The following is a 17,574-nucleotide window of genomic DNA, read 5'->3' on the forward strand; positions in this document are numbered from 1 at the left end:
TCACTCACGGCGGTACTCCTCGATGAGATCGAGCAGGGCGCGCCCGGTGGGGCGGCGACCCGGGCGGATGTCGCAGGTGGAGGCCTTGCCCTCCTGGATGTAAACGTTGGGGTCCAGCACGATGGGCATCAGGTCGTTGGCGGCGTCGCCGGTCACCACGCCGCCGCCGGCCCAGCCCCAGTGGTAGGGCACGCCGACCTGGTGGATCGTGCGGCCCTGCAGGCGCAGCGCGCGGACGCGCCCGCTGACCAGCACCCGGGCCTCGATGGCCGCCCGGCTGGTGACGATGGTCGCCCAGCCGCCGTTGACCAGTCCGCGCTCGGCGGCCAGTTCCGGCGACACCTCGCAGAACATCTCCGGCTGCAACTCGGCCAGGTAGGGCAGCGTGCGGCTCATCCCGCCGGCGGTGTGGTGCTCGGTGAGGCGGTAGGTGGTGAGCACGTAGGGGAACCGGGACGACCCCGCGGGGTTGTACGGCGTCTCCGGCCGGTCGTAGATCTTGCGGGCCGGGTTGGCGCGCTGCCCGTACAGCAGGTTGGGCAGCGGCGACTCGTGCGGCTCGTAGTGGGCCGGCAGCGGCCCGTCGCCGAGGCCGGACGGCGCGAACAGCCAGCCCTTGCCGTCGGCCTGCATGATGAACGGATCGGTGCCGGAGATGGCGGCCTGCGCGGTGGCGCCGGGGGGCGGCCGGTAGTCCGGCGACTTGTCCCGCTCGAAGTCGGGGACGTCGGCGCCGGTCCACTCGCCGCGCTCCTCGTCCCACCAGACGTAGGCCTTGCGCTCGCTCCACGGGCGGCCCCGCGGGTCGGCGGAGGCGCGGTTGTAGAGCATGCGGCGGTTGAGCGGCCACGCCCATCCCCACTCGGGGGCGACCAGTGACTGCTCGCCGCCGGGCTTGCGGCGGGCCGCCTGGTTGACCTCGTCGGCGTAGACGCCGCAGTAGATCCAGCAGCCGCACCGGGTGGAGCCGTCCGCCTTGAGGTCCAGGTAGGACGACAGGGCGCGGCCGTCCGGCCCGGTGCCGTTGATCTCGCGCAGCACCGCCTCGGCCGAGGGCTCGCGGCTCTCGCCGTGCTCGGGGTAGTCCCAGGTGAGGTCGCGCAGCGGGCGGTCGATCTCGTCGTCGGCCAGCCGCTGCCGGATCCGCTTGCCCAGGTGGTAATAGAACCACAGGTCGCTGCGGCAGTCGCCGGGCGGCTCGACGGCCTTCTCCCGCCACTGCAGCAGCCGCTGCGTCTGGGTGAAGGTGCCCTCCTTCTCCACGTGCGAGGCGGCGGGCAGGAAGAACACCTCGGTGCCGATGTCCTCCGGGCGCAGCTCGCCGGTCTCGATCTCCGGGCCGTCCCGCCAGAACGTCGCGGTCTCGATCAGGGTCATGTCCCGGACGACCAGCCACTCCAGCCCGGCCAGGCCGAGCCGCTGCGTGCGACCGCCCGACGACCCCACCGCCGGGTTCTCCCCGACGACGAAGTAGCCCTTGACGGTGCCGTCGATCTGGCCGAGCACGGTGCTGTAGGTGCCGTGGTCGCCGGTCAGCCGGGGCAGGTAGTCGTAGCAGTAGTCGTTGGCGGCGGTGGCCGCGTCCCCCCACCAGGACTTCAGCAGGCTGACCAGGTAGGACCGCTTGTTGCCCCAGAAACCGGTGTCGGTGGCGGCGTGCGCCAGGTACTCCTCCAGGCCGCGGTTCACCCCGGCCTTGGGCATCGGCAGGTAGCCGGGCAGGATGTTGAACAGGGTCGGGATGTCGGTGGAGCCCTGGATGCTGGCGTGGCCGCGCAGCGCGAGGATGCCCCCGCCGGGGCGGCCCATGTTGCCGAGCAGCAGCTGCAGGATCGCCGCCGAGCGGATGTACTGGACGCCGACCGTGTGCTGGGTCCAGCCGACGGAGTACACCCAGGCGGTGGTGTGCTCGCGGCCGCTGGCGGCGACGACCGCCGCGGCCAGCCGGTGGAAGTCGGCGGCCGGGATGCCGCACATCTGCTCCACCATCTCCGGGGAGTACCGGGAGAAGTGCCGCTTGAGCAGCTGGTAAACGCAACGCGGATGGGTGAGCGTCTCGTCGCGGCGCGGGCGCGGGTGGGCGGTGGCGCCACCGGAGCCGTACTGGTCCGGCCGGGCCGTCTCGGCGTGGTGGCGCCCCCCGCCGGCGTGCTCGCCGCCGCGCGGGGCCGCCTCGCCCTCCTCGGCCGGCTCGTAGGACCAGCTGGCCGGGTCGTAGGTGCGCGACTCGGCGTCGAAGCCGGAGAACAGCCCGTCCAGGTCCTCGGTGTCCCGGAACTCGGCCGACACGATGTCGGCGGCGTTGGTGTAGGCCAGCACGTACTCGCGGAAGTCGTGCCCGCCCGACAGCACGTGGTTGATCAGCGCGCCGAGCAGCACGATGTCGCTGCCCGCGCGGATCGGCACGTGATGGTCGGCCATCGCGCTGGTGCGGGTGAAGCGCGGGTCGATGTGGAAGACCTTCGTCCCGCGCGCCTTCGCCTCCATCACCCACTGGAACCCCACCGGATGGCACTCGGCCATGTTGGAGCCCTGGATGACGATGCAGTCACTGTTGACCAGGTCCTGCTGGAAGGTCGTCGCGCCGCCGCGCCCGAAGCTGGTCCCCAGACCGGGGACGGTGGAGGAGTGTCAAATACGGGCCTGGTTCTCGATCTGCACCGCCCCCATCGCGGTGTAGAGCTTCTTCATCAGGTAGTTCTCTTCGTTGTCCAGCGTCGCGCCGCCGAGGCTCGCGATGCCGAGGGTGCGCCGGACCTGCTCTCCCTCGCAGGTCTGCTCCCAGGTGCGCCGCCGGGTCTCCACCACCCGGTCGGCGATCATGTCCATCGCCCGCTCCAGGTCGAGCCGCTCCCATCCGGTGCCGTGCGGGCGCCGGTAGAGCACCTCGGTGACCCGGCCGGGCCGGGTGACGAGCTGCTTGCTGGCCGACCCCTTGGGGCAGAGCCGGCCGCGGGAGATGGGCGAGTCGGGGTCGCCCTCGATCTGGGTGACCTTGCCGTCCTTGACGTAGACGAGCTGGCCGCAGCCGACCGCGCAGTACGGGCAGACCGATCTGGCGACCGAGTCGGCCGTGGCGGTGCGCGGGACGAGCGCGTCGGTGCGCGCGGAGCGGGCGGCGTCACGGCGCGGGTCCTGCCCGGCCAGCTGCCGCAGCACCGGCCAGCGGCCGGCCCACTCCCGTGCTCCCATGGGCCCGTCCTGCCCCCTCCGACGCGTCGTACACCTCACGGGCATGATCTCAGACCGGCGGGTCACCGCGCCGGCGGATCCCCTCACCCGCCGTGGAGTTGCGTAATTTGTTAATTCCCTATAATCGAAACGCAGATCCGAGTCGGGCCGTCGGAAGGGGCGAGCCGTGGGACGTGGTCGGGCCAAGGCCAAGCAGGTGAAGGTCGCGCGGATGCTGAAGTACAGCGGCGGGGGCGACCTCGAGTCGCTGCGCCGCGAGCTCGGGGTGGATCGGACGCCGGTAGGCGGGCCGGCGCCGGACCTTGATGACGTATACCGCGACCTCGAGGCCGACCGGGGCGAATGAGCGCCTTCGCCGATGGGTCGCACACCGGGCGGGCCACCGGGACGGAGGGGTGAGCCGTGCCCGTCCCGCTGTACCAGGCCAAGGCCGAGCTGTTCAAGACGCTCGGCCATCCCATGCGCGTAAGGATCGTGGAACTGCTGTGCGACCGGCCGCGGCCGGTGCGGGACCTGCTGGCGGCGATCGAGACCGAGGCCCCGCAGCTGTCGCAGCAGCTCGCCGTCCTGCGCCGGGCGGGGCTGGTGACCGCCCGGCGCGAGGGCGCGACGGTGGTGTACGAGCTGGCCGGCGCGGACGTGTCGGAGCTGATGCGCGCCGCCCGGCGGATCATCACCGACCTGCTGGCCGACCAGGGTGAGCTGCTGGCCGAGCTGACCGCCGACCGCCCTGCGTAGTCAGCCCGGTGTCCGGACGCCGCGCAGCAGCGTGACGACCAGCACCGCCAGCACCGCCATCAGCACGGCGCTGGCGGCCACGCTCAGGTGGAAGCCCGCGACGAACGCGGCGCGGGCCGCACCGAGCAGCTCGGCGGCGGCCGGCCCGGGCAGCGTCCCGGCCACCGCGACCGCGCCGCCGAGGGTGTCGCGGGCGGCGGCCGGCAGGCCGGGCAGCAGGCCGGGCGGCACGGCGGCCGCCATCTCGCCGCGGTACACCGCGGTCATGACGCTGCCGAGCACCGCGATGCCGAGCGCGCCGCCGAGCTGCGGCGCCATCGAGGAGACGGCCGAGGCCGCCCCGGCGCGCTCCGGTGGCGCCACGGCGACGATCATGTCGGTGGCCAGGGCCATCATCGGGCCTAGGCCGGCGGACACCACGATCGAGCCGGTCACCAGCGCGGCGAGCCCGCCACCGGTGCCGGCCTGGGTCAGCACGGTGAACCCGGCGGCGGCCAGGGCGAGCCCGGCGCCGATGACCCGGCCGTGGCCGAACCGCCGGGCGATCCGGGTGCCGAGCAGCGATCCGGCGATGACGCCGGCGGCCGAGGGTGCCGTCCACAGCCCGGCCGCGAGCGGCGCCAGGCCACGGACCAGTTGCAGGTACTGGGCGATGGCGTAGTTGGCGCCCCACAGCACGAAGATGCCGAGGGCGAGCGTGGCGGCGGCGGTGCCGAACGCCCGACCGGTGAACAGGCGCAGGTCCAGCAGCGGATCGGCCACCCGCAACTGCCGGCGGGCGAACACCACGGCGAACGCCGCGCCGGCCGCCATCGGCAGCAGGGCGGGCAGGCCCGCGCCCGCGGCGGCCACCTGCTTGAGGCCGTACACCACCGGCAGTACCGCGGCCAGTGACAGCACGGCGCCGACCGGATCGAGCCGCCGGGCGGTGGCCTCGCGCCCGGCCGGCAGCAGGAACGGCCCGGCGGCCAGCAGCAGCGCCATGACCGGAACGGCGAGCAGGAACGCCGAGCCCCACCAGAACCGCTCCAGCAGCCAGCCGCCCACCGGCGGCCCGATGGCGGTGCCGCCGGAGACGCAGGCGATGACCACGCTGACCGCGACCGCCCGCTGCCGGCCGTCGCGGAACATGGTGACGGTGAGGGCCAGCACCGAGGGCATCAGGGTGGCGCCGGCCACGCCGAGCAGGGCACGGACCGCGATGAGCATCCCGGCGCTGGTGGCGTAGGCCGCCAGCACCGAGGCCGCTCCGTAGACGGCGGCCCCGCCCAGCAGCAGCCGCCGGCGGCCGATCCGGTCCCCGAGCGCGCCCATGACGGTCAGCGACCCGGCGAGCAGGAACGCGTAGATGTCGACGATCCACAGCGGTTGGGCGCCGCCGGCCCGCAGGTCGGCGGCGATGGCGGGCAGGGCGAGGTGGGTCACCGTCAGTTCCAGCGAGGCCAGCAGCGCGGGCAGGGACAGCACGGCGAGGCCGGCCCACTCGCGGCGCCCGGCCCGCGGGGCGGCGATGGCGGGTGTCGTGGTCATCCGCTCAGCATGAAACCTCGACCATAGTCGAGGTCAACCTCTACCATGCCGGCATGACCAAGCCCCCTTTCGACGCCAAGGAACTGACCGTCGGCCAGGTGGCCGCCAGGTCCGGGGTGGCGGTGACCGCCCTGCACTTCTACGAGGAGAAGGGCCTGATCAGCAGCCGCCGGACGGCGGGCAACCAGCGACGGTACCCCCGCGACACGCTGCGGCGGATCTCGTTCGTCCGGGTGGCGCAGCGGGTCGGCATCCCGCTGCGCATGGTCGCCGAGGCGCTGGCCGAGCTGCCTGAGGGCCGCACCCCCACCCGGGAGGACTGGGCGCGACTGTCGGAGAGCTGGCGCGCGGCACTGGACGACCGCATCGACCAGTTGCTGCGGCTGCGGGACACCCTGTCGGACTGCATCGGCTGCGGCTGCCTGTCCATCGACCGGTGCGTGCTGCGCAACCCCGACGACCGCCTCGGCGACGAGGGCGCGGGCCCCCGGCGCCTCCTCACCGCCCGCGCCGCCGAGCAGAGCCGGTCCGGCGGTCCCGACCCGCGCCGGCCGGACCGTCGATCGGTCGCCGGCCCGCCGTCATCCGCCGGTGATCATCCCGCGTGACGGGTCATGCCCCGGCGGGGCGGCCAGACCCGCACAGGCGATCTCGATCATTCGCCGGCGGGCTTCGGCGTCGGTGAAGGCCCCTTCGCGCGCCAGGCAGCCGACGATGAGCGCCTTGACGTCGGCCCAGGTGAGGTCCGGCCGGACCGCTCCCGCCCGCCGGGCGTGGTCCAGCAGCTCCCGCTCGACGCCATCCAGGTCGAGGCCGGTCCGCGCCGCGGCCGCCTCGACGTCGAAACCGTCACCGGCCAGCGCCTCGGCCAGGCCCCGGTTGGCGGCCGCCTGATCCACCATGTGCGCGAAGAAGGCGAAGAAGGCGGTGCCGGGATCCTTGGTCGCGGCCAGCCACCGCGCCTGGTCGACGATCTCACCGACCCGTAGCAGCACGATGGCCTCGTAGAGCGACTCTTTCGTCGGGAAATGGCGGCTGACGGTGCCGGTCCCGACCCCCGCGCGGCGCGCGATCTCGGCGACCGACACCGACAGCCCGCCGGTCGCGAACGCCGTCATGGCGGCGGCGAGTACCCGGGCACGGTTGCGTTCGGCGTCGGCGCGCATGGAGCACTCTCTTCCGGCTCGACAAACGGGATGGTCGTCCCGTATCGTTAAAGCGGGACGACCATCCCGATTATAGGGGGTTATGCATGCTCGATTCGAGTTGGACAACCGACCAGATCGGTCCCCAGCACCGGCGAGTCGTGCTGGTGACCGGCGCCAACAGCGGTATCGGCTTCGAGACCGCCAGGGTGCTCGCCGCCCGGGGCGCCACGGTGGTGCTCGCCGGCCGCGACCAGGCGCGATTGAGTACCGCGGTGACCCGATTACGGGACGCCGCACCGGACGCCAAGGCCGCGCCCCTGACGCTCGACCTCGCCTCGCTCGCCTCCGTTCGCGCGGCGGCGGCGGAGTTCCACCACCGGTGGGACCGGCTGGACCTGCTGATCAACAACGCCGGCCTGATGATCCCGCCTTACGGGCGGACCTCCGACGGGTTCGAGTCCCAGTTCGGCGTCAACCATCTCGGCCACTTCGCGCTCACCGGCCTGCTGCTGGACCGATTGCTCGGCACCCCCGGGTCACGGATCGTCACGGTCAGCAGCAATGGGCACCGCCGGGGGACCATCGACTTCGACGACCTGCACGCCGAACGGCGGTACCGGCCGATGGCCGCCTATGCACAGTCGAAACTTGCCAACCTGCTGTTCACCTACGAGTTGCAGGACCGGCTGGCCGCGAACCGCGCCACGACGATCGCGGTGGCCGCTCACCCCGGCGCCGCCCGCACCCGGCTGATGCGCCACAGTCCATGGCATTTCCGGTTCGTGGTCAGCGGGCACACCCGGATGCTGTTCTCCTGGCTGATCCAGGACGAGGAGGCCGGAGCCCTGCCGACCCTGCGCGCGGCCACCGACCCGGCCACCCGTGGCGGCGAGTACTACGGCCCGGACGGATGGAAGGAGTTCACCGGCCGGCATCCGGTGCCGGTCTCCTCCAGCCCTCGCTCTCACGACACCGGCCTGCGGCGGCGCCTGTGGCAGGAGTCGGAGCGCCTCACCGGCGTGCACTACGAGTTCGCCCCGGTCACCGGCGACGCATTGGCGGAGTCATGACCGCACGCCGCCTGCCGAGGATCTCGGCGGTGTACTTCGCCCCGCTCGGCGTGGCCTCCCTCGTCGCCCCGCAGGCCGCGGCGACCGGGCTCGGCCGCTCTCTGACCTCGTTCGACGTCTTCGCGGCGCACGGTCGGCGCGCACCTGGCGGCATCCGCCCTGGCCGGCCGGACTGCGGCCACCACCCGGGCGCCCGGCGGCATCCTGGCCGCGAACACGCTGCTCAACGTCTCGCCGGCGGCCATCGACATCGCCGCCATCGCGGATCGGACGATCGGGCCGGGCGGCTGGACCGGGATCATCGCGCATCTGGTGCCGGCGGGGGCGGCCCTCCTGATCGCCGTCCGATGGCGGCAGGCCGGCCGCTCGGCCCCGCACCGTGCTACTCTAATGAACCAGCGTTCATGAATAGATGTTCACCGACTGGTGTCGCGGAGGGCGGAGACCGTGGGGGCGATCGTCAACACCCATCAGGCCGAGGCGTGGAACGGTTACGAGGGCGGCCACTGGGCCGATCACCACGACCGTTACGACGCCGTCAACAGCGGGTTCAACGATCCGCTGCTGCGCGCGGCCGCGATCGGCCCGGCCGACCGGGTGCTGGACGTGGGCTGCGGCACCGGGCAGGTGAGCCGGCTGGCCGCCCGGCTGGCCCCGCACGGTCACGTCACCGGCCTGGACCTGTCGGCGCCGATGCTGCGCCGGGCGCGCGAGCTGGCCGCCGGCAAGGGGCTGGCCAACGTCTCCTTCGTCCAAGGCGACGCCCAGGTGCACCCGCTGCCGGCGGACGGGTTCGACGTGGCCGTCAGCCGGTTCGCGGTGATGTTCTTCGCCGACCCGGTGGCCGCGTTCGCCAACATCCGCCGGGCGCTGCGGCCCGACGGCCGGGTGGCCTTCCTCAGCCTGCAGGCGATGGAACGCAACGAGGTCGGCGCGGTGTTCGGCGCGATGCTCCGGCAGCTGCCCGGCGGCGGACCGGCCGGCGGGCGGGCGGCCGGGGCGGGGCCGGAATCCCTGGCCGACCCGGCGCGGATCCACGAGGTGCTCGGCGCCGCGGGCTTCACCGACGTGGTGACCGTCGGTGTGGAGGCGCCGCAGGTCTGGGGGCGCGACACCGCGGACGCGGCCGCGTTCCTCGGCGCGTGGGGCCCGGTCCGGCACCTGCTGGGCGGGGTGGCGGAGCCGGTGGCCGCCCGCGCCCACGCCGCGCTGGCCGAGGCGCTGCGGCCGTTCGAGCGGCCCGGCGGGGTGCGGCTGCGCGGCGCCGGATGGCTGATCACCGCCACCCGCCCCTGACCCGCGGTCGTCCGGCGCCGGCGGGGCGGGCGCCGGACGACCGGGGGCCGGGCGGGCGGCCGAGCCCGGTGAGCGCCTGGCGGCGCGCGGAGATCGGCGCCCGCCGGGCCGGGCGGAGGGAGGTCCACGCCGCGCCGGATCGGGGGCCGGGCACGGCGTGGACCGGCCGCCCCGCGCGACAGGGCTACGATTGCCGATGATGTCCCCGCGAAGACCCGCCGCGCTCGCCAACGGCGACCACCGGACCCTGCGCGACCACCTGATCGCCACCGCGGCGCGCCTGGTCGCCGAGCGAGGGTGCGCCACGCTCACCGTACGCGCCATCGCCCGCGAGGCCGGGGTGGCCGACGGCGTGCTGTACAACCACTTCACCGACAAGGAGGAGTTGCTGGCGCTCGCCCTGCACGCTCACGTGCGGGCGGCCGAGCAGGCGCTCGGCATGCCGCCGCCGCGCGCGGGCGAGGGCACCGTGGCCGACAACCTGCGCGCCTACGTCGAGCGGGCGCTGGCCCTGCACGGGGCGATCCTGCCCGCCTTCGACGGCCTGACGCCGCACTCGAAGGTGCTCGCCCGCTTCGCCGAGACGGGCGGCCACCCGGCCGGGGGCCTGGGCCTGCGCGGGGAGCTGCGCGAGTACCTGGAGGCGGAGCGAACGCTCGGCCGGCTGGATCCGGCCGCCCGGGTGGGCACCGCCGTCACGATGATCGTCGGTGCCTGCCACGAGGTCGTGCTGCCGCCGGCGTTCCGGGGCGGCGGCGAGCCGGCGGGCCCGCCGCCGGAGGGATTCGCCGCCGACCTGGCCGCCACCGTCCTGTCCGGCATCGCCGCCCGGCCCTGACCCGGGCCGGGCGCCACGGTGATCGCCCGCCTCAGGCTCGCGGGCGGGGGGCGTCGAAGGGGGTGACCGGCCCGCCGCCGCCGATCATCTCCTCGAACATCCGCCCCATCGTCTCGGTGTCGTTGAGGTGCGGGAACGGCTCGCCGGCGGGCACCTCGACGCCCAGGAACCGGCACAGCGGGTCCCAGCCCTCGGCGACGTCGAACGTCAGCAGCCGGTCCGCCGGAACCGCCGCCTGCACGGCGGCGTTGTGCCGGCGGAACACCTCGACCGCCTGTTCCTCCTCCGGCACCGTCGCGCCGAACTCCCAGGAATCCCCGCCGAAGGTGACCTGGCCCATCCGCTGCAGCACCGGCCGCATGCGCGCCATCGCCGCCAGCGCGGGGTGCACCTCGGCGCCCTCCTCGATCGGCGGCCTGGGCCGGGTGATCAGCGTGCGGAAGCTGCGGTACCAGCGGTGCGGGTCGCGCGTGGACAGGATGATCTTCGCGTCGGGGTAGGCCGCGGCCAGGTCGCTCCAGAAGAACGAGGCCGGCCAGTCGACCGCCGACCGGTAGCCCGCGAGCACCTGGTCCCAGCCGGGCGGGTCGTCGGACAGCACCGCCAGCCAGCGGTCCACGTGCCCGGGATTCCGCATGACCTCGAACATGTGATAGCAGGGCCCGAAGCCCAGCCGCTCCAGCGCCGCCTTGAGCGAGGTGGTGCCCGTCCGCGGGAACCCCGCACCGATCACCGTCAACATTCCGCTTCCTCCCACCAGCCGCGTTCCACCAGGAATCACCGAAGAACAGGGACGTACCGGAGTGCACCGGGCGCGCGCGACCGGCACCTCATGGTGTCACACGGCCACCGCGGTCCCCACCGGCACCCGCGCCCCGCCGGCCGTCCGGATCATGCCATACCGATCGTGCCCGACCGACCGGGTCTCACCAGGGGAATTGTGGCCGCGACCCCCTGCCGCCGCACCCTGCGGACCGGTATGAATGGGTACGAACTCGCACGACGGAGGTTGCCATGCCCCTGCACCCGCTCGAATGGAAGGTCGTCGTCGACTGCGCCGACCCGCACCGGCAGGCCGGCTTCTGGGCCGCCGCGCTGTGCTACGTCGTCGAGGACAACAGTGCCTTCATCGAGCGGCTGCTGGCCCGCCGGGCGGTGAGCGAGGGGCGGCTGGTGGTGGTACGCGGCCGGCACGCCTGGCGGGAGCTGGCCGCCATCCGCCACCCCGCCGACCCGGTGGACGCCGACACCGGCACCGGCCTGGGCCGGCGGCTGCTGTTCCAGGCGGTGCCCGAGCCCAAGACCGCGAAGAACCGGCTGCACCTGGACCTGCACGTCGGCCGGCACCGGCTGGCCGAGGAGGTCGACCGGCTGACGCACATCGGCGCGACCGTACTGCGCACCGTGGACGACCGCGGATCCCACCACGTCACCATGGCCGATCCGGAGGGCAACGAGTTCGACGTGCAGTGACCGGCGGACGTGCACGGGCCCGACGGACGGTCAGGGGCCGCCGGCGGCCCGGCGGCCGGTTCAGCCCGCGGCGGACCGCCGCGCCGGTGGAGTGGCGGCGGCGCGGCGCCGGATGGCGCGCAGCCAGACATGCCGGATCAGCCCGCTGCCGGCCCGGATGGCCAGCCAGTAGACCGCGAACATCCGCCGGGCCGGCGCGCTGGTCGCCTGGACCCGGGTCTCGGTGCTCAGCTCGCCGTCCACGCACCGGAAGTTCATCCCGATCTTGATGTGGCCGGGCCGGTCGAAGGCCCGGAACTCCTCGACGGTCCGTCCCGCGGCCGTGACCATGGGGCGGCGGGCGGACAGGCCCTCGATCGCGCCCACCAGGATCTCTCCCCGGTCGCGGTGCAGGATGGCGAAGCCGGCGTCGGTGAAGGTGTCCAGCACCCGCCCGCCGGGCGCGAGCGACCGCCTGCCGAGGGCCGGCATCGCCGTCATGATGGCCCGGAACAGCGGGACCTCGTGCCAGGTGAGCCGCTCGGCGGCGTCAATCACGACCTCGGGGGCGGCGCTCACCCGCACCCGGTGGCGTTCCCGTCGGTCCCAGCGCGGCAGCGCGGCGTCCAGCGTCACGGCATTCTCCTCGCACGCGTCGGCGACCTCGGCGCGGGCGGGCGCTCGCGGCGTCGTTAAGAGGTCTCCGGGACATACCGTACTCGTCGGTAACCCCGGCCCCGGCGGCGGATCGGGCCCGGCCACCGCGTGGCCGGACCGGCCCGGACCGGCCGGACCTCGACGGGCTGCCCGGCGTACCCGCGCACCGCTCAGGAGGTGGCGTGGTGTTCGAGGAAGGTGTAGACGTCGGCCTCGTCGACGCCGGGGAAGGACCCGGGCGGCAGCGCGGCGAGCACGTGCGAGTTGGCGCGGGCCGACGGCCAGGCGTACCCCTCCCAGCGCCGGGTCAGCTCGGCCGGCGGCCGGCGACAGCAGTCGCCGGACGGGCAGTCCGACCTGGTGCGAACGGTGGTCTCCCGGCCGCGGAACCAGCGCGACTCGCGGTAGGGCACGCCGAGCGTGATCGCGAAGTCGCGCTCGCGGGACGGGTCCACGTGCGCGACGCAGAAGTAGGTGCCGGTGGGCGAATCGGAGTACTGGTGGAGCACCGAGAAGCGGTCCGGGGTGCGGAACACCTGGCGTCCCGACCACTGCAGGCACATGCGCTGGCCCTCGATCGCCCCCTGCTCGTCCGCCGGGAAGACGATCCCGTCGTTCTCGTAGGCCTTGTAGATGATGCCGCCGGCGTCGTTGCGCACGAAGTGGCAGACGAGCCCCAGGTGGTGGGTGGCCAGGTTGGTGAAGCGGTGCGCGGCCATCTCGTAGGAGACGGCGAATACGTCGCGTAGATCCTCCACCGACAGCGCGCGGTCCTGCTTGGCCTCGCGCAGGTAGGGCACGGCGGCCGTCTCGGGCACCAGCACGGCGGCGGCGAAGTAGTTGGCCTCGGTGCGCTGCCGCAGGAAGTCGGCGAAGTCACGCGGCCGGTGGTGGCCCAGGGCGAGGTGGCCGAGCGTCTGCAGCAGGATGGTGCGCGGGGAGTGCATGCCGAGCTGCTCGTGCTTGACGTAGATGCGGCGGTTGCGCAGGTCGGTGATCGAGCGCACCGATCGGGGCAGGTCCTGCGCGGTGCGCACCGTGTAGCCGAAGTGGGTGACCAGCGCCTGCACGGTGCCCTGCGACAGCGCGCCGGTCCGGTAGCCGACGGCGGTCAGCGCCTCGGCGGCGGCGCCCTCGATCTCGGCGAAGTAGTTGCCCTGCTCGCGCTGCTTGCGGCGCAGTTCGGCGTTGGCCGCCCGCGCCTCCTCCGGCGTCGCCGTCCCCTTCGCCTCGCGCGAGCGCAGCTCCCCGTACAGCGCCAGGATGTGCTCCAGCACGTCGCTCGGCACCCGGGCGGAGACCTTCAGCCGGGGCAGGCCGAGCGAGGCGTACAGCGGGTCGCGCTGGGCCTCCTCCAGGGCGATCTCCAGCTGGGCGCGCCGGGTCGGCGCCTGGCGGCGCAGCAGTTCCTCGACCGGGACGCCGAGGGCGGCGGCCAGCGACTTTAGCAGTGACAGCTTCGGCTCGCGCCGGCCGTTCTCCAGCAGCGACAGCTGGCTGGGCGCCCGGCCGACCTGCTCCCCCAGTTCGGCCAGGGTGAGCTTGCGCTGCTTGCGCAGGTGCCGCAGCCGCTGACCGAAGGCCAGCAGGTCCAGCTCCTGCGGCAAAGTCGATGATTCTTCGCTCAGTGGAGATGCCACCCCAGCATCGTAGGCGAAATTTCGGCACATCTTCCAGCATCCCGGCTGGCGGCTCCCCCAGGCCCAGGCTGCTCTCCGCGACCCTGCGAACCGGCACGGTGGATGCACGGTGGAGTCACGCCGGCCCTCGGTTCGCCCCATCATCCGCCGCCCAGGGTCGCCGGATTGGTCTAGGCCATAGCGAAAATTTTACATTTCTTGCCACGGAAATACTGGCCAGTATTCACCTAAAACGCAAGAAGGGCGATTTTTTCGCCGAACATCGTTGCCGCTACTCCGACTTTCCCCGCAGACTCGAAGCAAGCGCCCAGAGGACGTCAAAGGAGTCAAAATGGAAGATCGCCTCAAGGGAGCTGCAGAGGAACTGCGGCGGGAGTGGGAGAGCGACCCGCGCTGGAAGAACGTCGATCGGACCTACTCGGCCGAGGACGTCGTTCGCCTGCGGGGCTCGGTCCAGGAGGAGCACACTCTCGCGCGGCTCGGCGCCGAACGGCTGTGGAGCCTGCTGCAGAGCGAGGAGTACGTGCACGCCCTCGGCGCGCTGACCGGCAACCAGGCCGTGCAGCAGGTCAAGGCGGGCCTGAAGGCCATCTACCTGTCCGGCTGGCAGGTCGCCGCCGACGCCAACCTCGGCGGCCAGACCTACCCCGACCAGAGCCTGTATCCCGCGAACTCGGTGCCCGCCGTGGTCCGCCGGATCAACAACGCGCTGCTGCGCGCCGACCAGATCACCTGGTCGGAGGGCGACACCAGGGCCCCGCACTGGCTCGCCCCGATCGTGGCCGACGCCGAGGCCGGGTTCGGCGGCGTGCTCAACGCCTACGAGCTCATGAAGGGCATGATCGCCGCCGGTGCCGCCGGGGTGCACTGGGAGGACCAGCTCGCCTCGGAGAAGAAGTGCGGCCACCTCGGCGGCAAGGTGCTGATCCCGACCGGGCAGCACATCAAGACGCTGAACGCCGCCCGGCTGGCCGCCGACGTGTGCGACGTGCCGTCTCTGATCATCGCGCGGACCGACGCCCAGGCCGCGACCCTGCTGACCACCGACGTCGACCCGCGCGACCAGGCCTTCACCACCGGTGACCGTACCGCCGAGGGCTTCTACCGGGTCCGCAACGGCGTGGACGCCTGCATCGCCCGCGGGCTGGCCTACGCACCGTACGCCGACCTGCTGTGGATGGAGACCTCCACCCCCGACCTGGACGTGGCCCGGCGGTTCGCCGAGGCGATCAAGGCCGAGTACCCCGACCAGATGCTCGCCTACAACTGCTCGCCGTCGTTCAACTGGAAGCAGCACCTCGACGACTCCACCATCGCCAAGTTCCAGCGCGAGCTCGGCCACATGGGGTACCGCTTCCAGTTCATCACGCTGGCGGGCTTCCACTCGCTGAACCACTCGATGTTCGACCTGGCCCGCGGCTACGCCGACGAGGGCATGACCGCCTACGTCGAGCTGCAGGAGGCCGAGTTCGCCGCCGAGTCGCGCGGCTACACCGCCACCCGCCACCAGCGGGAGGTCGGCACCGGCTACTTCGACCTGATCAGCACGGCGGTCTCGCCGGACTCCTCCACGGTGGCGCTCAAGGGCTCCACCGAGGCCGAGCAGTTCACCCGCTCGCACTGATCACGGCACCGTCCGCCGCGGGCGCACCCGAGAGCACTCGCGGCGGGCGGCCCCCCAGATCCGCGGGTTCGTCCGGTCACAACCGCCTGGGCAGCGGCTCCCCTCCGGACGAACCCGCGCTCTCATCACCGGGGTTCGGCTCTGAGCCCGGCGACTTCACCTCGTCAATTCGCCGGAGCACGTTCTCTGCCAGGACACGGAACTCAGCCCGGCACTTTTGAACGTATGCCTGGGTACTGCCCAACGCGCCGTCAGCCGCCCTCAGATCGAACATCGGCTTGCGGGCGTCATGAGCAAGCGGCATCAGGCTCTGGTAGTTGCGCAAGGTGGCGATCTCATAGGAGCGTCCCGAATCGGCAGGCACGGGGTCACCAAGAACCGAACCGTTGAAGATTGTCGGAATGCGTTCCAGCCACCGCTGGTAGGCCTTGACCGGTCGATCGAGCCGCATGGTCGGCTGCATGATCACATATCCCAGCGGACGCATCGCTCCGGAAGGAGCCGAAATCGAGGGCGGCACCTTCGGACGCAGGTCCCGCTGCCACATGGCCCGCCATGAACGCAGCGTCGGACCAAGGTTGCGCAGGCCGCGCAGCGAGAACAGGTCCGCCGCAAGCGGCATGAGAACCGTGTCCGCGGTCAAGAGTGCAGCACGGTTGATGGCACCAAGATTCGGGCCGACATCGATGAGGACCAGGTCGGCACGGACGCGACGCGCGGCGTCATCGATGATACGGAAGAACGCGGTGGTCGTCCGGATGGCTGCGGGATCACCCATGACGCAGTTCGGCCAGGCAGCCGAGAGCCTGTCCTCGAAGGCGCTGAGCTCAAGGTCACCAGGTGTGAGCCAAAGACCGTCCATGATCTGGATCGGCGCGTAGAACGCGACATCGCCCAACCCTTCCATGATCGGCCTTACCGAGGCCGCGACGGTGCCCGACCTCCCCGTGACACGCCGGATGGGCGACTCCGAAAGCGCAGATGAGGCACCGCCCCACGCCGGGCTTTCCGGCTCCGCCCAGAGAACCGCCAGTTCCTCCTCATCGAGGAAGGCCGCAGTCAGATTGGACTGAGGATCGAGGTCGACCGCCAGTACCCGATGGCCGAGTCGCTGGAACATATGGGCCAGGTGATAGGTGAGCGTCGTCTTGCCGACCCCGCCCTTGTTGTTGAAGAGAGCCACCGAGACCGTCATCCCGACCTCCTCAATGTCACCGACCATGAGGTGTCGTCCACCAGGAACTCCGCTGGAGGATTACCGTTCTCCGCCAGCGATGCCTGGATCCGGCCGATGCCCCGACCGAACCTGTTCACGTAACCGAGTGACTTCATGGCGGCAGCGAGCGACGGATTCCGGAAATCGCTCACCCGGTCGAAATTATCTGGTCGAACTTGCCCGAAGGGCCCCCCCGGGTTGGTGACCTCGATCCGGTCGGCGAACCACAGGATGCGGACCGGAGCGTAGGAGGTCTCATAATTGCGGTGCATGACCGCGTTCATGCACACCTCCCGTAGCGCGGCGAACGGGTAATCCGGCTTCTGCCTTTCCCGCAGCCCGTCCGCCTCCACTACGCGGGTATGGAGATGGCCGCGGAGCACCGCCTCAAGGCGTCCGGCGAGATCGATCACGTTGTAACGCAGTTCCTGATCATCGGCGATCGCCGCATCCCACCCGATACCGTCGTACCTTACGAACTGCAGGTAGGCGCCCGGGATGAATCCGCTCGGGTTGAACCCGAGGACCAGCAGACCAAGAATCGTTGGAGTGCCTGCCAGATCGGCCATGCCCAGGCTGGCGAGCTGCAGCCCTTCGGGCCGGCCGTTCTCCTCAATGACGTCCGGCGCGACGACCGACGGCAGATAGGTGGACCGGAACGCCACCAGATCAAGATCGCCTAGCGTGCCGCCAGGAACGCTTCGACCATCGAAGGGACCGTCCTTGGCGCGGCGTCGCTCAGCCAGTACCCGTTCGTCGTCCCGGGTCGCCTTGCGAGTCGTCGGTCCCGGGCGCACCCAGACGACGCCGTCATACCGAACCGGTGGGCTCGCGGAGGCCTCGACCCGGATTCTGACCACCGGCTTTCCCTTGAACGTCCCCGCCTCCACCGTCATTGACGGCCGATCGAGAATCTGACCGCTGTCGCGGAACTCGGTGAGCTTACGCAGATCTTCGTCGCCGTCTTTGACATCGGCCACCGGCTCGCCCTTATCGTTCACACCGACCAGCAGGTCCCCGCCACCACGCCCGCACAGGTCATTGGCGAAGGCGCAGATCGCCTGCCCGATCTTGTCGCGGTTCACGGCCGACTGCTTGAACTCCAGAACGGTGCTCTCCCGGTCGCCGAGCAGGTCGGCCAGGTCCATGGTCATGTCGGCCATTCTGCCGGGC

16 protein-coding genes are annotated in these 17,574 nt (G+C 72.1%); 8 read left to right on the forward strand and 8 right to left on the reverse strand.

The genetic code is table 11. The features are described from left to right. Window positions 1-3,192, reverse strand: coding sequence for a formate dehydrogenase (gene fdh / locus Sru01_RS10785; RefSeq protein WP_203983928.1), 3,192 nt, complete (start codon window positions 3,190-3,192; stop codon window positions 1-3). A gap of 166 nt (window positions 3,193-3,358) precedes the next feature. Between fdh and Sru01_RS10790 the strand changes: the two genes are divergently transcribed. Beyond that, window positions 3,359-3,538, forward strand: a complete 180-nt coding sequence (locus Sru01_RS10790) for a DUF3073 family protein (RefSeq protein WP_203983930.1) — start codon at window positions 3,359-3,361, stop codon at window positions 3,536-3,538. Between the two features lie 56 nt (window positions 3,539-3,594). Beyond that, complete coding sequence (locus tag Sru01_RS10795; RefSeq protein ID WP_203983932.1) at window positions 3,595-3,930, forward strand: ArsR/SmtB family transcription factor; 336 nt, start codon at window positions 3,595-3,597, stop codon at window positions 3,928-3,930. On the opposite strand, the gene Sru01_RS10800 is transcribed toward Sru01_RS10795, so the two are convergent. After that, window positions 3,931-5,460, reverse strand: coding sequence for an MFS transporter (locus Sru01_RS10800; protein ID WP_203983934.1), 1,530 nt, complete (start codon window positions 5,458-5,460; stop codon window positions 3,931-3,933). It abuts the gene before it with no gap. A 53-nt stretch (window positions 5,461-5,513) separates the two neighbouring features. Here Sru01_RS10800 and soxR point away from each other — a divergent pair, with 53 nt between their 5' ends. After that, on the forward strand, window positions 5,514-6,068 hold the full coding sequence (gene soxR / locus Sru01_RS10805) for a redox-sensitive transcriptional activator SoxR (RefSeq protein ID WP_203983936.1): 555 nt from the start codon (window positions 5,514-5,516) through the stop codon (window positions 6,066-6,068). Here soxR and Sru01_RS10810 read toward each other — a convergent pair. After that, window positions 6,042-6,626, reverse strand: coding sequence for a TetR/AcrR family transcriptional regulator (locus Sru01_RS10810; RefSeq protein ID WP_203983938.1), 585 nt, complete (start codon window positions 6,624-6,626; stop codon window positions 6,042-6,044). The two genes, soxR and Sru01_RS10810, sit on opposite strands and share 27 nt — an antisense overlap. Window positions 6,627-6,712: 86 nt before the next feature. On the opposite strand from Sru01_RS10810, the gene Sru01_RS10815 reads away from it, so the two are divergent. From Sru01_RS10815 to Sru01_RS10825, 3 genes are all read left to right on the forward strand, one after another. Next, window positions 6,713-7,678, forward strand: a complete 966-nt coding sequence (locus Sru01_RS10815; RefSeq protein ID WP_203983940.1) for an oxidoreductase — start codon at window positions 6,713-6,715, stop codon at window positions 7,676-7,678. A 447-nt stretch (window positions 7,679-8,125) separates the two neighbouring features. Then, a complete protein-coding gene (locus Sru01_RS10820) occupies window positions 8,126-8,974 on the forward strand; it encodes a class I SAM-dependent methyltransferase (RefSeq protein WP_203983942.1) in 849 nt (282 codons plus the stop codon). A gap of 199 nt (window positions 8,975-9,173) precedes the next feature. Next, on the forward strand, window positions 9,174-9,812 hold the full coding sequence (locus Sru01_RS10825) for a TetR/AcrR family transcriptional regulator (RefSeq protein ID WP_203983944.1): 639 nt from the start codon (window positions 9,174-9,176) through the stop codon (window positions 9,810-9,812). 31 nt (window positions 9,813-9,843) lie between these two features. Here Sru01_RS10825 and Sru01_RS10830 read toward each other — a convergent pair whose 3' ends face one another. Continuing rightward, window positions 9,844-10,554 (reverse strand): sulfotransferase family protein, encoded by a 711-nt coding sequence (locus tag Sru01_RS10830; protein ID WP_203983954.1) that lies wholly within the window; start codon window positions 10,552-10,554, stop codon window positions 9,844-9,846. Between the two features lie 272 nt (window positions 10,555-10,826). On the opposite strand from Sru01_RS10830, the gene Sru01_RS10835 reads away from it, so the two are divergent. Beyond that, window positions 10,827-11,285, forward strand: coding sequence for a VOC family protein (locus Sru01_RS10835; RefSeq protein WP_203983955.1), 459 nt, complete (start codon window positions 10,827-10,829; stop codon window positions 11,283-11,285). 60 nt (window positions 11,286-11,345) lie between these two features. Here Sru01_RS10835 and Sru01_RS10840 read toward each other — a convergent pair whose 3' ends face one another. After that, window positions 11,346-11,900, reverse strand: coding sequence for a hypothetical protein (locus tag Sru01_RS10840; protein WP_203983956.1), 555 nt, complete (start codon window positions 11,898-11,900; stop codon window positions 11,346-11,348). A gap of 191 nt (window positions 11,901-12,091) precedes the next feature. After that, window positions 12,092-13,528 (reverse strand): helix-turn-helix transcriptional regulator, encoded by a 1,437-nt coding sequence (locus tag Sru01_RS10845; protein WP_203984029.1) that lies wholly within the window; start codon window positions 13,526-13,528, stop codon window positions 12,092-12,094. A gap of 364 nt (window positions 13,529-13,892) precedes the next feature. Between Sru01_RS10845 and aceA the strand changes: the two genes are divergently transcribed. Next, the gene (aceA, locus tag Sru01_RS10850; RefSeq protein ID WP_203983957.1) at window positions 13,893-15,185 is read left to right on the forward strand and encodes an isocitrate lyase; all 1,293 of its coding nucleotides are present in this window, start codon (window positions 13,893-13,895) and stop codon (window positions 15,183-15,185) included. A 76-nt stretch (window positions 15,186-15,261) separates the two neighbouring features. Here the strand turns inward: aceA and Sru01_RS10855 are convergent, their stop codons facing one another. Both Sru01_RS10855 and Sru01_RS10860 read right to left on the reverse strand, forming a co-directional pair. Further along, window positions 15,262-16,380, reverse strand: coding sequence for a ParA family protein (locus Sru01_RS10855; RefSeq protein ID WP_203983958.1), 1,119 nt, complete (start codon window positions 16,378-16,380; stop codon window positions 15,262-15,264). Further along, window positions 16,377-17,555 carry an ATP-binding protein gene (locus Sru01_RS10860; protein ID WP_203983960.1) on the reverse strand — a complete coding sequence of 393 codons (1,179 nt, stop codon included), beginning with the start codon at window positions 17,553-17,555 and terminating at the stop codon, window positions 16,377-16,379. Before Sru01_RS10860 ends, Sru01_RS10855 begins: the two co-directional genes overlap by 4 nt. Window positions 17,556-17,574 lie beyond the last annotated feature (19 nt).

This window comes from Sphaerisporangium rufum (genome assembly GCF_016863395.1).
Classification (GTDB): Bacteria; Actinomycetota; Actinomycetes; order Streptosporangiales; family Streptosporangiaceae; genus Sphaerisporangium; species Sphaerisporangium rufum.

Coding starts and splice junctions, on each gene's coding strand:
- Sru01_RS10800 (WP_203983934.1), bottom strand. CDS start 5,460: ATGACCACGACACCCGCCATCGCCGCCCCGCGGGCCGGGCGCCGCGAG.
- Sru01_RS10830 (WP_203983954.1), bottom strand. CDS start 10,554: ATGTTGACGGTGATCGGTGCGGGGTTCCCGCGGACGGGCACCACCTCG.
- Sru01_RS10810 (WP_203983938.1), bottom strand. CDS start 6,626: ATGCGCGCCGACGCCGAACGCAACCGTGCCCGGGTACTCGCCGCCGCC.
- Sru01_RS10860 (WP_203983960.1), bottom strand. CDS start 17,555: ATGACCATGGACCTGGCCGACCTGCTCGGCGACCGGGAGAGCACCGTT.
- Sru01_RS10815 (WP_203983940.1), top strand. CDS start 6,713: ATGCTCGATTCGAGTTGGACAACCGACCAGATCGGTCCCCAGCACCGG.
- aceA (WP_203983957.1), top strand. CDS start 13,893: ATGGAAGATCGCCTCAAGGGAGCTGCAGAGGAACTGCGGCGGGAGTGG.
- Sru01_RS10825 (WP_203983944.1), top strand. CDS start 9,174: ATGTCCCCGCGAAGACCCGCCGCGCTCGCCAACGGCGACCACCGGACC.
- Sru01_RS10835 (WP_203983955.1), top strand. CDS start 10,827: ATGCCCCTGCACCCGCTCGAATGGAAGGTCGTCGTCGACTGCGCCGAC.
- soxR (WP_203983936.1), top strand. CDS start 5,514: ATGACCAAGCCCCCTTTCGACGCCAAGGAACTGACCGTCGGCCAGGTG.
- Sru01_RS10855 (WP_203983958.1), bottom strand. CDS start 16,380: ATGACGGTCTCGGTGGCTCTCTTCAACAACAAGGGCGGGGTCGGCAAG.